Source organism: Brytella acorum (assembly GCF_029309905.1).
Taxonomy (GTDB): Bacteria; Pseudomonadota; Alphaproteobacteria; order Acetobacterales; family Acetobacteraceae; genus Brytella; species Brytella acorum.
Window position 1 is genome coordinate 19,989 of record NZ_JARBJP010000005.1, and the last position, 15,228, is coordinate 35,216.

A 15,228-nucleotide genomic window follows, 5' to 3' on the forward strand; every position below is an offset into this window, starting at 1 on the left:
CGCGATTCGATGGCACAGGAAGATTTCGCCCAGGCCTACGCGGCCAACGTCGCCCGGCTCGAAGGTCTGTATGATCCTTCGCAGGAGCGTGACGCCTGTGGCGTCGGCCTGGTGGCCGCGCTTGACGGCCAGCAGCGGCGCGATGTGGTCATGGCGGGCATCAATGCGCTCAAGGCCCTGTGGCATCGTGGCGCGGTGGATGCCGACGGCAAGACGGGGGATGGCGCGGGCATCCATGTCGAGATCCCGCAGGATTTCTTTGCGGACGCCATCCATACGTCGGGCGACGATCATATCGAGGGGCGGATCGCCATCGGCATGGTGTTTCTGCCGAAGACCGATCTGGGCGCGCAGGAGGCCGGTCGCGCGATCATCGAGACCGAAATTCTCGAATTCGGCTATGGGATCTATGGCTGGCGCCAGGTGCCGATCGATACGGCGTGCATCGGCGAGAAGGCCAATGCGACGCGACCCGAGATCGAACAGATCATGATCCGCAACCGCCTTGGCCGATCCGAGGAGGATTTCGAGCGCGACCTCTATGTGATCCGTCGCCGGATCGAGAACGCGGCGCTGGCGAAGCATGTCGATCTCTATATCTGTTCGATGTCCTGCCGCTCGGTCATCTACAAGGGCATGTTCCTCGCCGAGAACCTGACGGATTTCTATCCCGATCTGCTCGACGAGCGCTTTACGTCGCGGTTTGCGATCTATCACCAGCGGTATTCGACCAACACCTTCCCGACCTGGAAGCTGGCCCAGCCTTTTCGACGCATCGCCCATAATGGCGAGATCAACACGATTTCGGGCAATGTGAACTGGATGCGCAGCCACGAGACGCGTCTGGCGGACGAGGCCCTCAATCCGTTCATGGGCGATCTCAAGCCGGTCGTGCAGCCCGCGGGTTCCGACACGGCCATGCTCGACAACGTGTTCGAGATGCTGACCTTCGCGGGGCGCGACGCGCCCATGACCAAGACGATGCTGGTCCCGGCCAGCGTCGGCGCGAATTCGGCCATGACGGAAAAGCAGCGCGCCCTGTTTTCCTACTGCAATGCGGTCATGGAGCCCTGGGATGGTCCGGCGGCGATCTGTGGCACGGACGGGCGCTGGATCGTGGCCGGTCTGGACCGCGCCGGTCTGCGGCCTCTGCGCTACATGATCACGGAGAACGACTTGCTCGTGGTCGGGTCCGAGACCGGCATGGTGCGTTTCCCCGACGCGCAGATCCGCGAACTGGGACGGCTCGGGCCGGGGCAGATGCTTGGCTTCGACATGAAGGAAGCGAAGCTCTACCAGCCCGCCGAACTGCTCGATCTCCTGGCTGGACGGCAGGACTATGAGGGCTGGAGCCAGCGCATCCGCAATATCGGCTCGGTCGTGCGCGACGACGTGGCCGAGCCCGTCTTCTATGCGGCGGATGAACTGCGTCGTCGTCAGCTCGCGGTCAATCTGACGCATGAAGAGCTGGAGACGATCCTCCATCCCATGGTCGAGACCGCGGCCGAGGCCATCGGCTCGATGGGGGACGACACGCCGCTTCAGATCGTATCGTCGACCTATCGCGGCCTGTCGCATTATTTCCGGCAGGGATTCAGCCAGGTCACGAACCCGCCCATCGACTCGCTGCGTGAAACGCGCGTCATGAGCCTGACGACCCGCCTGGGGAATCTGGGCAACGTCATGGACGAATCCGCCGAGCAGTGCGACATGCTGCAACTGCCGAGTCCGGTGCTGACGATCGGGGAGTTCGAGGCGCTGCGGGGTTTCTGCGGCCGTTCCGGCGCGACCGTGGATTGCACCTTCGACGCGTCCGAAGGCGAGGCCGGACTGCGTGACGGCATCGCGCGCATCCGGCGCGAGGCCGAGGACCACGTGCGCGGCGGGTGCGCGCATCTTTTCCTCAGCGACGAAGGGCAGAATGCCGGGCGCGCCGCGATCCCGATGATCCTCGCGACGGCGGCTGTGCATATCCATCTCGTGCGCCAGTCCCTGCGCACGTTCACCTCGCTGAACGTGCGTTCGTCCGACGCCATGGACGTGCATGCGATCGCGGTGACGATCGGCGTCGGCGCGACGACCATCAACCCCTATCTCGCGCAGGAATGTATCCAGGACCGGCTGCGTCGCGGGTTGTTCGGCGACATGACGCTGCGCGAGGCCGTCGAGCGTTATCGCAAGGCGCTCGACAAGGGGCTGCTCAAGATCATGTCCAAATCGGGCATTTCGATCGTTTCGGCCTATCGCGGCGGCTATAATTTCGAGGCGGTCGGCCTGTCGCGCGCGCTGGTGGCGGAGTTCTTCCCCGGCATGGCGTCGCGCATCTCCGGGATCGGCCTGCCGGGCATCGCGCGCAACGTCCTGACGGCGCATGAAGCGGCCTGGGGTGGTCCCGCGGGCGCGCTTCCGATCGGCGGGCTGTACAAGCTCCGCCGCTCGGGCGAAGTCCACGCGTTTAATGGCCAGCTCATCCACATGCTTCAGACGGCCGTGGCGACGGACAGTTTTTCGCTGTTCCGCCGCTATACCGACGCCGTGCGCCGTCAGCCGCCCGTCTCCCTGCGCGATCTGCTCGATTTCCGCCGCACGCGCGATCCGATCGCCGTCGACGAGGTGGAGAGCATCACGCAGATCCGCCGTCGCCTCGTCGCGCCCGGCATTTCGCTCGGCGCCCTGAGCCCCGAGGCGCATGAAACGCTGGCGATCGCCATGAACCGCATCGGCGCGAAGTCCGATTCCGGCGAAGGCGGCGAGGACTCGGCACGCGCGAAACCGCGCCCCAACGGCGATAACGCCAATTCCGCCATCAAGCAGGTGGCCTCGGGCCGTTTCGGCGTCACGGCGGAATATCTCAACAACTGCCGCGAAATCGAGATCAAGGTCGCCCAGGGTGCGAAGCCCGGCGAGGGCGGCCAGCTTCCGGGCTTCAAGGTTACGGAGCTGATCGCCAAGCTGCGCCATGCCACGCCGGGCGTGACGCTGATTTCGCCGCCGCCGCATCACGACATCTATTCGATCGAGGATCTGGCGCAGCTCATCTACGATCTCAAGCAGATCAACCCGACCGCGACGGTGACGGTCAAACTCGTCGCGCGGACCGGCATCGGCACGATCGCCGCCGGGGTCGCGAAGGCGAAGGCCGATTCGATCCTGATTTCCGGCCATTGCGGCGGCACGGGCGCCAGTCCGCAATCCTCGGTCAAATATGCGGGTCTGCCGTGGGAAATGGGGCTGAGCGAAGCGCATCAGGTGCTGATGCTCAACCGTCTGCGTCATCGCATCCTGCTGCGTGCCGATGGCGGGCTGAAAACCGGTCGGGACGTGGTGATCGCGGCGATGCTGGGCGCCGAGGAGTTCGGCATCGGCACGGCGGCGCTCGTGGCCATGGGCTGCATCATGGTGCGTCAGTGCCATTCCAACACCTGCCCGGTCGGGGTGTGCGTGCAGGACGAGGCTTTGCGCGCCAAGTTCGAGGGCACGCCCGAGAAGGTCATCAACCTTTTCACCTTCGTCGCCGAGGATGTGCGCAACATCCTGGCCGATCTCGGCTTCCGCAGTCTCGAAGAGATCATCGGGCGCACGGACCTGCTGCACCAGGTGTCACGCGGCGCGGATTATCTCGACGATCTCGATCTGAACTCGCTGCTGGTTCAGGCCGACCCCGGCCCCTATGCGCGCTACTGCACGCGTGAAGGCCGCAACGAAGTGCCCGAAACGCTGGACGCCCAGATCATCGCCGACGCCAGGCCGCTCTTCGAGCATCGCGAGAAGCTGCATCTGCACTACACGGTCCAGAACACGCACCGCGCCATCGGCACGCGCGTTTCGGGCCTGATCACGAGGCAATTCGGCATGCACGAACTGCCGCCGGACCATCTGACGCTGCGCCTGCGTGGCTCGGCGGGTCAGTCGCTCGGCGCGTTCGCCGTGCAGGGCGTGAAGATCGACGTGATCGGCGATGCGAATGATTATGTCGGCAAGGGGCTGTCCGGCGCGACCATCGTGGTCCGTCAGTCGCCGACCGTACAGCGCCGCACGGAGCGCAATGCCATCATCGGCAATACGGTGCTCTATGGCGCGACGTCGGGCATGCTGTTCGCGGCGGGGCAGGCGGGCGAGCGCTTCGCGGTGCGCAACTCCGGCGCGATCGCCGTGGTCGAGGGCGCGGGGTCGAATGCCTGCGAATACATGACGGGTGGAACCGTCGTGATTCTCGGTTGCACGGGCGATAATTTCGGAGCGGGTTTCACGGGCGGCATGGCGTTCGTGCTGGATACCGACGATCAGTTCGAGAGCCGGATCAATCCGGACACCGTGCTCTGGAACCGTGTCGAAGACGAAAAATACGAGGTCATGCTGCGTGAACTCGTCGAACGGCATGCGAAGGAAACCGGGAGCGCCTACGCGGCGGAACTTCTCCATCGCTGGGAGACGAACCTGCCGCGCTTCTGGCATATCGTGCCGCGCGATTATGCGCGGATCATCGGCTATGAGGCACCCGCCGCCGTTCAGGCGGCGTGAAACCCTGCCGGGCGGTGCACCTGCCCGGCGGGAGTCCTATCGTCCCAGATAGGTCGCACCGATCAGCCCGGCGTCGTTCCCGAGGCTGGAGCACAGGACCAGAGGCTCATCGGTGCGACGCAGGATGCGTCGTCGCGTTTCAATATCAAGCGCGTCGATGAGATCGGCGGCGTTCGAAAGCCCGCCGCCGACGGCGATGACCGTGGCCCCCGTGATGTTGACGGCCAGAGCCAGCGCGGACGACACATAGGACAGGAAATGCGCGATCGCCCGGCTGGCCGCGGAGTCGCCGGTCCGCCAGGCGTCAAGAATGGCCCGGCTTTCGCGGTTATCGTTCCCACCGACCCAACGATAGAGACGTTCGATCCCTCGCGCGCCGCCAATCGTATCCACGCAGCCCCGCTGGCCGCATCCACAGGGAAAGCAGGGAAGAAGATCATGCGCGTTTCTGATGTCGGGAACGAAAGGACCGTGACCCCATTCACCCGTCAGTCCGTTTTTTCCAAACACGGGCTTGCCGCCGATGACGAGACCACCGCCGACGCCGGTGCCCAGAATGATGCCGAACACACTGTCATGACCCCGCCCGACGCCCTGATGGCTCTCGGCCAGTGCGAAACAGTCGGCATCGTTGCCGATGTGAACCGGACGTTCCAGCAGATCGGATAATAGACGGGCGATGGGTCTATTGTTCAGACAAGGGATATTGGCAGCCGAGCAGAGGCCGGTCTCAGGGTCCTGGAGTCCTGCGAGCGCGATATGGAGCGCAACGCCGGGATGAGGGTCCGCCAATGTTTTGAGCGCTAACGCGAAAGCCTGGAAATCATCGCGTGGAGTCGGGACTCTTTGGCGTGCGAGCAGCACGCTGTTATCGTGGACAACGGCGCTGTCAATAAACGAACCACCGATATCAGCGCACAGGATTTTTTCTGGCATCAGATGCGGGCGGCTTTCATGTGTGTATCGGTCGCATGGCTTGGTGCCGCTGGCTTGAAATTCACGGCTGCGTCGTTCGGCACCCCTTTATGACCTGTCCTGTTGGCTTTGACCTCACGCTATCGAGGGAAATTTTGTTCAGCAAGAGAAATAATCATTCCTGAGCGTATACGGTGCGGAGCGTTTTTGGGGCTCGACCGAAATGAGAATATGCCGGTCATGCGACATCTCCTTCACGAGGATGTCTTTTGACAAAGCCCGAGATTTTCGAGGCGCATTTTATGGATGACTCCGCCATGCGGGCAGGAATGATGCGAAAGAAAGTTTGTTCCGACAAACAAATAAAAAGAGATTGACCTCGGGCCGGGAATTAATTCACAAATTTAACATGATCCTGTCCGCCCATGTCCGCGATCGATTTCATGTGGCTCTGACGCTCCTGTGCTGCGGCGGCTTCGGCATGGTCGTGGCGCCAGCTTTTGCTGCTGCCATACATCCGGATGTCGTCGCGCCAACCTCGGCCCTGACTCCAGCCCAGATTGACAGGGTGTGGGCACAGAGCCGGGCGCCTTTTGCAGCGTCCCTTCGTTCAGAGCTTGATCAGATCGAACGCGTCAATGCACAAGGTCCGTTCCGCGCCGACTGGGAGGGGCTGGAACCTTATCGTGTACCGGAGTGGTATCGGGACGCGAAATTCGGAATTTTTATCCACTGGGGTGTTTATTCAGTGCCAGCATTTGGCAATGAATGGTACCCAAGGCTCATGTATCAGGAGGGATCGGCGGACTGGAAACATCACGTCGCAACCTACGGATCTCCCGAAAAATTCGGTTATAAGGATTTTATTCCCCTTTTCCGTGGCGAGCATTTTGATCCGCGTGCCTGGGTCGCCCTCTTTCGCGATGCGGGCGCACGTTATGTCGTTCCGGTTGCGGAACACCATGACGGATTTGCGATGTATGATTCGCATATGTCCTCCTGGACTTCGGTGCTCATGGGACCGCATCGGGATGTGGTCGGCGAACTTGCCAAGGCCGCGCGAGCCGAGGGATTGCGTTTCGGTGTATCGTCTCACCTCGCGGAGCATAATTTCTTTTACGAAGAAGGTCGCAAGATCCGTTCGGATGTGAACGATCCGCGCTATGCCTCTTTTTACGGCCCCGCGCATAAGCGTATTCTGATGTCATCGGACGATGCCGATGTCATCACGGATTACACGCCGATTTCCCAGATGTGGCAGGATGAGTGGCTGGCGCGTTCGGCGGAGCTCGTGGATCTTTACCATCCGGATCTGGTCTATTTCGACTGGTGGATCGGGCATCCGCAGTTCCGTGGCACCCTTCCGAAATTTCTCGCTTATTATTACAATACCCGGCACGCCCGAACGCCAGATGACGAGGGCGTCGTGAATTACAAGCAGAACGGGTTCATGCCCGGTACCGGGGTTCTCGATATCGAACGTGGGGTAGCGGATGGTATTCAGGCTCAACCCTGGCAGACCTGCACGTTCGTCACGACCAAAGCCTGGGGATATGTGAAGGGGGATCATGCGCGCAAGGCGGATGTCCTCTTGCAGCTTCTCGTTGATGTCGTCTCGAAAAATGGCAATCTGCTGTTGAATGTCGGTCCACGAGCAGATGGCACGATCCCTGAGGACGTCGCGACAACGTTGCGTGATATGGGGCAGTGGCTGACGCGTAATGGCGAGGCGATCTATGGCACGCGTCCCTGGCGTGTGTTTGGGGAAGGCCCGACACGCCTGCCGACCGGTTCATTCGCAGAAGCGCATGGCCAGCATTATACGTCGGCTGATTTTCGGTTTACCCGTCGTGACGCCACGATTTTTGCCATCGCAATGGGGCGTCCTGCCGGGCGTTTGACGCTGCACTCCTTTCATCCGGACGATGGCGTTCAAGCCGTGTCCCTGCTGGGGGGCGGCGTGGTTCCCTTCACCGTTGATGCGACCGGACTTCATATTGATGCGCGTGGGTTTGGGTTGTCCGCCATGCCGGTTTTCCGTGTGACTACAAGATCATGATCAAAGGCGCAGACATGGCATTTCTTTTCAAAAAAACCACAGCGCGCCGCTGCGCTGCCCTCGGTTTACTCGCTGCCGTAGCGATGCCGGCATTGCAGGCATCCGCAAAAGCGCCGGAAAAACTGTTCTATATGATCGGGAGCGTGAAATCCTTTAACTCGTTCCAAAATCATATCGATAAAATCGATGTCGTCGTGCCGACCTGGTATAATACCGATAAGGACGGTCTCGTCAGCGGGAACGTCGATCCGCGCGTCCTTGCCATAGCGCACGCTCATCATGTACCGGTCGAGCCAATTCTCGCCTTGATGAATCATGATGATTTTCACAAGCTGTTGGGAAATCCGAAGGCGCGTCACACGATGATCGAAAGCATCGTCGATCAGGCGGTCACGAATCATCTGGATGGGATTCAGCTCGACTTTGAGGATGTTCTTTGGACCGATCGGGACGCGCTGAGCAATTTCGTGCGTGAGATCGGCACGGGGCTTCACGCGCATCATTTGCGCTTTTCCGTTGCGATCTGTCCGAATGCGCCGGGGCGACCGGGTGCGGGCGCGTTTGGCCGCTGGATGTGGCAGTACTGGCGCGGTTCCTATGATCTCAAGGCCATCGGTGCCGCGACGGATTATATTTCGCTCATGACGTATGACCAGCATACGCGCTGGACCGCGCCCGGCCCGGTGGGAGGATGGCCATGGATGGTCGAGAACATCGAATATGCGGAACGCTTCGTGCCGAAGGAGAAAATCTCTCTTGGCATCCCCCTATATGGTTATCACTGGTGGGCGGGCGATCCAGTCCACAAAGACGGGACGACGGGGCCGAATATTTCGGCTGATTATATCGATGCCGATGAATCCCTGCCGCTGGCGGCGCAGTATCATGCGGATATCCAGTGGGATTCCCGGGAGCATGAAGCTTTTTTCTGGTTTGAGCGTGACCAGTTGCGTGAATGGATTTTCCTGCCGCTGGCCCGCAGCGTCCGCGAGCGGTACGATTATGCGAAGGAAAACGGCCTGCTGGGAACGTCGGCCTGGGTTCTGGGCGCGGAAGACCCCGCGACGTGGGACGCTCTGCCTGCCACGCACGGCCAATGAAAACAGCCATCAGCAGGCTTTTGCCGCTCGCCGTTTTTCTGGCGTGCGGCCCGGTTCGGGCCGAAACGGTGGTCCGTGATCTTGATCAGGGCTGGATGTTCCGGCTGACTCCCGGAGAGGCGGCGGGGCGCACGCATCCGCTGGCCGCAGACTGGCAGGAGGCGCGTGTACCGGGAAGCACGCTGGCCGATCTCATCCGTGCGGGCGAAGCGCCGGACCCCTTACAAGGCCTGAACGAGGCGAAAATCCAGTGGATCGGTCTGTCGGACTGGCAGTATCGCGGTCGTCTAACTTTAACGGATAGCGAAAAGCAGGCTGCGCATCTCGATCTCGTCTTTGACGGGCTCGATACGTTTGCGAGCGTGTCCATCAATGGACACACGGTTCTCGATGCCGACAACATGTTTCGGACGTGGACCGTCGCGGATGTGCGGCAATATCTGCGCGACGGTGAGAACGAAATTCTGGTGACGTTCCGCTCACCCATTCGCGTGATGCATCAACGTCTTCTACACGTTGCGCACACGCTGCCGGGCGAATTCGAGACACCCTTTGGCGATGAGGCCGAAGGGCGGCAAAGTCAGGCTTATGTGCGCAAGGCGGGCTATCAGTATGGGTGGGATTGGGGTCCGCGTGTTCTGACGGAAGGCATCTGGCGCGGTGTTCACCTCGTGGCGCGGGATACGGTATCGCTCGCGCATGAATATCCGTCGACCGTCGGGCTGGACGCGCATGTCGCGAGGCTGAACGTCATGGGCGATATCAGTCTCGACGCGCCGGGCACCTATCGGCTGCAGGCGCGTTATCGCGGCCCGGATGGCAAGATGGGGCAGGCCGAACAGACGGCTCAGCTACCGGCCGGTACGACGGGCATCGCGGTTCCGCTGAGCATTCCGGAACCCGCGCTATGGTATCCGATCGGAGCAGGTCCGCAGCCTCTGTATCAGGTCGAACTGGCGGTGTTCGATGTGGCCGGTCATCGGGTGGCGTCGAGCACCCGCAGGATCGGTCTGCGGACTGTCGAGCTGGTGCGGGATCGTGACGGGAAAGGCCGGGCTTTCGGGTTTCGCGTCAACGGGCGGATCCTGTTCGCGAAAGGTGCGAGCCTGATCCCCATGGATATTTTCCCCGGTCAGGAGAGTGCCGCGCATCGCGACCGCCTGCTGACGATGGCGCGCGATGCGAACATGAACATGATCCGCGTCTGGGGCGGTGGGCTGTATGAGAGTGATGCTCTGTATGATCGGGCTGACGAACTCGGGCTGATGGTCTGGCAGGATTTCGCATTTGGCGGCCCGGTTCCACCGCCCGATGCGGCTTATGCCGAAAGCGCGCGGCAGGAAGCACGTGAGCAGATCCTGCGTCTGCGTCATCATCCTTCACTCATGCTGTGGTGTGGCAACAACGAAGTTGAGACGGGTTGGGAATCCTGGCCGGATCGTAAGGATTACGCGCGCGCCATCGGGCCGGTGCGGCGGGATGTCGTGGTGGCGGGCATGGCGCACCTGTTCGGTGGTGTTCTGCCGCAGGAAGTGGCGTCGCTGGATCCGCAAACGCCTTACTGGCCGACCTCGCCGGGAACGGATTACGACGGTCCGGCTAATGTGCCCGAACGGGGAGACATGCATGTTTGGAACGTATGGTCCGGTTCAGCGCCGATCGCGGATTATCTGAAAACGACGCCGCGCTTCCAGTCCGAATATGGCTTGCAGGCCATGCCGCCGATGTCCACCCTGGCCGACGCGATCGCGCCGGATCAGATGGGCGAGAACACGCAGGTCATGCGAGCCCACCAGAAATTTGCAAGCGGCGATGGCAACAGGCGCATCGGCTTTTATCTCAAGGCGGAATACGGTCGGGCCCGCGATTTTCCGGCCTTCGTCTACCTGTCGCAGGTCATGCAGGCTGATGGGATCGCGCTGGCGGCGGAGCATCTGCGAGCCAGCCGTCCCTGGACACTGGGATCGCTCTACTGGCAGCTGAACGACCTGTGGCCCGGACCGTCATGGTCGGCTGTCGACAAGCATAATCGCCCGAAAGCGCTCTGGTATCGGACGCGCGCGTTTTATGCGCCGCGCATGGTGACCATTCTGCCGGAAGGGGACGGTTTTTCCGTGAGCGCGGTTTCCGATCTGAACGCGGCGGAACCTGGGCATGTGGACGTCGAGCGCGTCAGCATGAACGGCACGAGAACCCTTCTCCTGTCCAGAGATGTGATCCTGGCGCCTGACGCCGTCATGGCGATTGGACATCTGGATCGTGCCAGGCTCGATCCCACGCGGGACGTGCTGGTCGCGACCTTGCGCGTGGACGGCAAAATCGTTTCTCGCCGGATCTTGCCGGTGGGGACTTATCGTCAACTCGCGCTGCAAGATCCTCAGCTTTCCTGGATCTGGTCCGCGAACGGTGAGACGGTCACTTTCACGGCGCGGAATTTCGCGCATGCAGTGTCTCTGGGTGTTGATGGGCCTGATACCCTTCCCGACGATGATTTTTTCGATCTTCTGCCGGGCGAAAGCCGGATGATCCATTTTTCGGGTCCGGCACTCTCTAAAGCGGTGCGGGCACATCTGAAGCCACGCTCTCTGTTCGGTGCGACACGATGAAAGCATATGTGTTCGTGCTTCTGCTTGTCATGATGGGAAGCCTACGCGCGCGCGCGGATACGATCGACGATCTCGTCGCGCGCATGTCCGTCGATGAGAAAATCGGACAAGTCCAGAGCTCCGCTCCCGCTATTCCCCGTCTGGGCGTGGCGGCCTATGACTGGTGGAGTGAGGGGCTGCACGGCGCGGCACGCAATGGGGCCGCGACCGTCTTCCCGCAGGCGATAGGGCTGGCGGCGACGTTCGATCCGGCGCTTGTGACCCAGATTGGGCAGGATATCGGCGCCGAAGCGCGTGAAAAATTCATGGTTACGGGGTGGCACGCGGACCATGGCCGTTTCGATGGGCTGACGCTCTGGTCGCCGAACGTCAATATTTTTCGCGATCCCCGTTGGGGACGCGGGCAGGAAACCTACGGCGAGGATCCCTGGCTCGCGGGTGAACTCGGGGCTGCCTTCGTTAGCGGCATGCAGGGGCAGGATGTGGCGCGTCCCGTTGCGGCGGCAGCCGTCAAGCACTTCGTGGCGCATTCCGGGCCGGAGCCGGGGCGCGACAGTTTCGACGTCGATCTCGCACCGTCCGATCTGGGCAATACCTATCTGCGCGCCTTTCATCGTGTAACAGGGGCGGGCAGCGCGGGTCTCATGTGCAGCTACAACGCCGTGAACGGAACGCCGAACTGCGCCAATCCGAAGCTCCTGCACGATGTCGTGCGCAAGCAATGGGGTTTCGGCGGGTATATCGTCGCGGATTGTGATGCGGTGATGGATATTACGGCTTTTCATCATGCCGTGCCGACCATGGCGCAGGCTTCCGCAGCCGCGCTTAAGGCAGGGGTCGATCTCGATTGCGGTGCGGCCTACGCGGCGTTGAAAGAGGCGTTGCGTGAAAAGCTGGTGACGGAAGCGGATCTCGATCGCTCGCTGAAAAGGCTGCTGCGCCTCCGTGCGGCGCTGGGCTGGACGCCAGGGCGGGCATCCGTCGCGGAGGTTCCCGTATTTCCGAAAGATACGCGTAGTGCGGAACGACATGCGCTGGCCTTGAAAGCGGCTGAGGAATCGCTGGTTCTGCTAAGCAACCCCAAAGGGACTTTGCCGATCAGCACGCAGAAAATCGCGGTGATCGGACCGGATGCCGACTCCCTGCCGGTTCTGGAGGGCAATTACCACGGCACGGTCCAGGACGCCGATACGCCGCTCCTCGCGCTTCGTCATGCGATCGGGGCGCAGCGCGTCGTTTACGCGCCTGGAAGTGTCCTGGCGAGCCATGTCCCGCAGACCGTGCCCGAAACGGCGCTCGTAGGTGGAATGCTGGAAGCTGTTTTCGCGCATGATGATTTTGCGTCCGCGCCTGTTGTGCTCCAGTCGGCGCGTCTGGTGGATGTGGACTGGGACCGTGCGCCTCCCGCGCCCGGCGTGGCGACATCACATTTCTCGGTGCGCTGGAGCGGGGTTCTCAGTGTGCCCGAGGGCGGTGCACAGCTCTCGGTCCATGTGGAGCGTTGCTTCGACTGCGCCGGGCACGATCCGGTGCGACTGGAAGTGGACGGGCGCACGGTCCTGACACATGCGGGAGACAGTCAGTCCGACATGGTCATGGCGGAACCCGTTGCGGCAGGACGTCACTGGGTGCGGCTCGATGTCGTCCATACGGGGCAGGATGGTGGTGTGCGAATGCAATGGCAGGTCGAGGCGGTGCCGCAGAGACGGGAAGCGCTGGCCGCTCTGGCACAGGCGGATATGGCGATCGCCTTTCTCGGCCTGTCGCCGGAAGTCGAGGGAGAAGCGCTGTCGGTGCACGCGCCGGGGTTTCTGGGCGGCGATCGGACTGAAATCGAATTGCCGGAGCCCCAGCGTGCTCTGCTTGACGCGTTGATGGAGACGGGCAAGCCGGTTGTGGTTGTTCTGCACTCGGGCGGAGCGGTGGCGCTTGGTCCGGCGCGCGAAAGGGCGGCTGCGGTTCTGGCGGCATGGTATCCCGGCGAGGCGGGTGGTGAAGCCATTGCGAACGTGTTGCTGGGGCAGGCTGAACCTGGAGGGCGGCTGCCGGTCACGTTCTACCATGCGACTGATGATCTGCCGCCATTTGCAGACTATGCCCTGTCCGACATGCTCGGTGGGCGGACCTATCGTTATTTCTCAGGGAAGCCTGACGCGCCCTTTGGATATGGGCTCGGCTATGGCGATGTTGTTTTCGGCCAGACGCATCGGGCTGGAAAGGGATTTGAGGTGACGCTGCAGAACAGAGGCAGACGGGCGACGACAGCCGTGCCTGAGTTGTACATTTTCCCGCCTGGTGGCGAAGGGCGGCCCGGTGTTGAACTCGGCGGCGTGCAGCGTGTGCCTCTCCGGGTGGGCGAAAGCCGTGTCGTGCGATTTGATGTTTTGCCGGAAGCTTTTTCTTTCGCAGATGTTCAGGGCGTGATGCATCGTGTGACAGGCACTTACCAGGTGGCTGTTCTTCCTGCGGCGCCTGTCGCCGGAAAGCCGCCATCAGGTGCGGCGACGTTTTCTGTTGGAATGGGCGCGCCATGAGCGCGTCCCGGTCACGCAATGGGCTGTGGATGGGGCGACGTGTTTTCGGCTCGACGCTCAGTGCGGCGATGGCGGGTCTGTCGGGGGCCTCAAAGGGATGGGCTGCGACGGCCGCATTCAAGGCCACCCCCGTGCGTTGTCCCGCTCTTGAACATGAAATCCGCCATGTGGCGGCTCGGATCGCGGATCAGAAACTCGCGAACCTGTTCAGCCGCTGTCTGCCCAATACCCTCGAAACTGCCGTTGTGCAGGGTGAGCTGGATGGGCGTCCCGATACATTCGTGCTGACAGGGGATATTCCCGCCATGTGGCTGCGGGATTCGGCATGTCAGCTTCATCCGTATGTGGCTTTCGCAAAGGGCGACAAGGGGCTGACGCGCCTGTTTCATGGGCTTTTCAACCGCTACATCCGCTCGATCGCCATTGATCCTTATGCCAATGCGTTCTGGCGCGACCCGGTCGATACGCGGCGCCTGGACTGGGCGGTGCATGATGAGACTGAGATGCGTCCGGGCGTGGCAGAACGGAAATGGGAACTGGATTCCCTCGCTTTCCCGATCTGGATCGCTCATGCCTACTGGCGGGCGACGGGAGATGGCACGCCGTTCGATGCGCGCTGGTGGGAGGCCATGGCGCGGATCGTCGCCGTATTTTCGGAGCAGCGCCGCTTGATGGGGAAAGGCCCCTACCGGTTCCGACGGCTATCTCTACAGCCGAGCGAGAGTCAGTTCGGAGAGGGCTATGGCAATCCGACGCGACCGGTCGGGCTCATTCACGCCGGGTTTCGCCCCTCGGATGATGCCTGTCAGTATCCGTTCAATATTCCGGGTAATCTGTTCGCCGCCCACGCGCTGCGACTGATGGCGGAGATGGCGCGCGCGATGGGCGGTCCGACGGCTCTCGTCGAGGATGCCGAAAGGCTGGCGGCGTCCGTGCAGCGGGCGGCCGAGGATCACGGACAGATCCGGGATCGGGACGGCGCCGTGTTCTGGGCTTATGAGGTCGATGGATACGGCAACACGCTGTTCATGGATGACGCCAATCTACCGAGCCTCCTTTCTCTTCCTTGGCTGGGGATCAGGACGGCGCGTGACCCCGTTTATGTGCAAACCCGCAAGCGTGTCTGGAGCGACGCCAATCCGTGGTTTTTTACGGGCAGGTTCGGTTCTGGCATCGGAGGGCCGCATGAGGGAGCGCGGATGATCTGGCCGCTGTCCCTGGTCACACTGGCCATGACGAGCCGCGACGACCTGGAGATCGCGTCGTGCCTGCGGGAACTGCGCGACACGGATGCGGGCACCGGATTGCTTCATGAGTCGTTCGACGTGGACGATCCCGCAAAATTCACGCGTCCCTGGTTTGCGTGGGTGAACGGCATGTTCGGCGAGCTGATCCTCGATCTCGCCAGACATCGCCCTGATCTTCTTCGTCGTCCTCTTCCGGCCCGATATGTGGGCGCGCTTTCTCTCTCCCGTCCCTGAATTTTCCGGAGT

7 protein-coding genes are annotated in these 15,228 nt (G+C 61.9%); 6 read left to right on the forward strand and 1 reads right to left on the reverse strand.

Features of this window, described 5'->3' with window-relative positions:
• Positions 1-9 precede the first annotated feature (9 nt).
• A complete protein-coding gene (gltB, locus tag PWM43_RS09685) occupies positions 10-4,521 on the forward strand; it encodes a glutamate synthase large subunit (RefSeq protein WP_289842459.1) in 4,512 nt (1,503 codons plus the stop codon).
• Between the two features lie 36 nt (positions 4,522-4,557).
• Here gltB and PWM43_RS09690 read toward each other — a convergent pair whose 3' ends face one another.
• Positions 4,558-5,457, reverse strand: coding sequence for an ROK family protein (locus tag PWM43_RS09690; RefSeq protein ID WP_289842305.1), 900 nt, complete (start codon positions 5,455-5,457; stop codon positions 4,558-4,560).
• A 388-nt stretch (positions 5,458-5,845) separates the two neighbouring features.
• Here PWM43_RS09690 and PWM43_RS09695 point away from each other — a divergent pair, with 388 nt between their 5' ends.
• The 5 genes from PWM43_RS09695 to PWM43_RS09715 all read left to right on the forward strand — a co-directional run bounded on the left by PWM43_RS09695 (position 5,846) and on the right by PWM43_RS09715 (position 15,216).
• Positions 5,846-7,495 carry an alpha-L-fucosidase gene (locus PWM43_RS09695; RefSeq protein WP_289842306.1) on the forward strand — a complete coding sequence of 550 codons (1,650 nt, stop codon included), beginning with the start codon at positions 5,846-5,848 and terminating at the stop codon, positions 7,493-7,495.
• 374 nt (positions 7,496-7,869) lie between these two features.
• The gene (locus PWM43_RS09700) at positions 7,870-8,595 is read left to right on the forward strand and encodes a glycosyl hydrolase family 18 protein (RefSeq protein ID WP_394356063.1); all 726 of its coding nucleotides are present in this window, start codon (positions 7,870-7,872) and stop codon (positions 8,593-8,595) included.
• Positions 8,592-11,201: a beta-mannosidase gene (locus tag PWM43_RS09705; RefSeq protein ID WP_289842307.1), complete on the forward strand. Its 2,610-nt coding sequence runs from the start codon at positions 8,592-8,594 to the stop codon at positions 11,199-11,201. Before PWM43_RS09700 ends, PWM43_RS09705 begins: the two co-directional genes overlap by 4 nt.
• Positions 11,198-13,735, forward strand: a complete 2,538-nt coding sequence (locus PWM43_RS09710; RefSeq protein WP_289842308.1) for a glycoside hydrolase family 3 protein — start codon at positions 11,198-11,200, stop codon at positions 13,733-13,735. The genes PWM43_RS09705 and PWM43_RS09710 overlap by 4 nt, the downstream gene beginning before the upstream one ends.
• Entirely contained in the window at positions 13,732-15,216 is a 1,485-nt protein-coding gene (locus tag PWM43_RS09715) for a glycoside hydrolase family 125 protein (RefSeq protein ID WP_289842309.1), read from the forward strand. Before PWM43_RS09710 ends, PWM43_RS09715 begins: the two co-directional genes overlap by 4 nt.
• Positions 15,217-15,228: the final 12 nt, after the last annotated feature.

Bases quoted from the DNA above. Each gene is read 5' to 3' on its own strand.
- gltB (WP_289842459.1), top strand. From the start codon at position 10: ATGGCACAGGAAGATTTCGCCCAGGCCTACGCGGCCAACGTCGCCCGG.
- PWM43_RS09690 (WP_289842305.1), bottom strand. From the start codon at position 5,457: ATGCCAGAAAAAATCCTGTGCGCTGATATCGGTGGTTCGTTTATTGAC.
- PWM43_RS09695 (WP_289842306.1), top strand. From the start codon at position 5,846: ATGATCCTGTCCGCCCATGTCCGCGATCGATTTCATGTGGCTCTGACG.
- PWM43_RS09705 (WP_289842307.1), top strand. From the start codon at position 8,592: ATGAAAACAGCCATCAGCAGGCTTTTGCCGCTCGCCGTTTTTCTGGCG.
- PWM43_RS09710 (WP_289842308.1), top strand. From the start codon at position 11,198: ATGAAAGCATATGTGTTCGTGCTTCTGCTTGTCATGATGGGAAGCCTA.
- PWM43_RS09715 (WP_289842309.1), top strand. From the start codon at position 13,732: ATGAGCGCGTCCCGGTCACGCAATGGGCTGTGGATGGGGCGACGTGTT.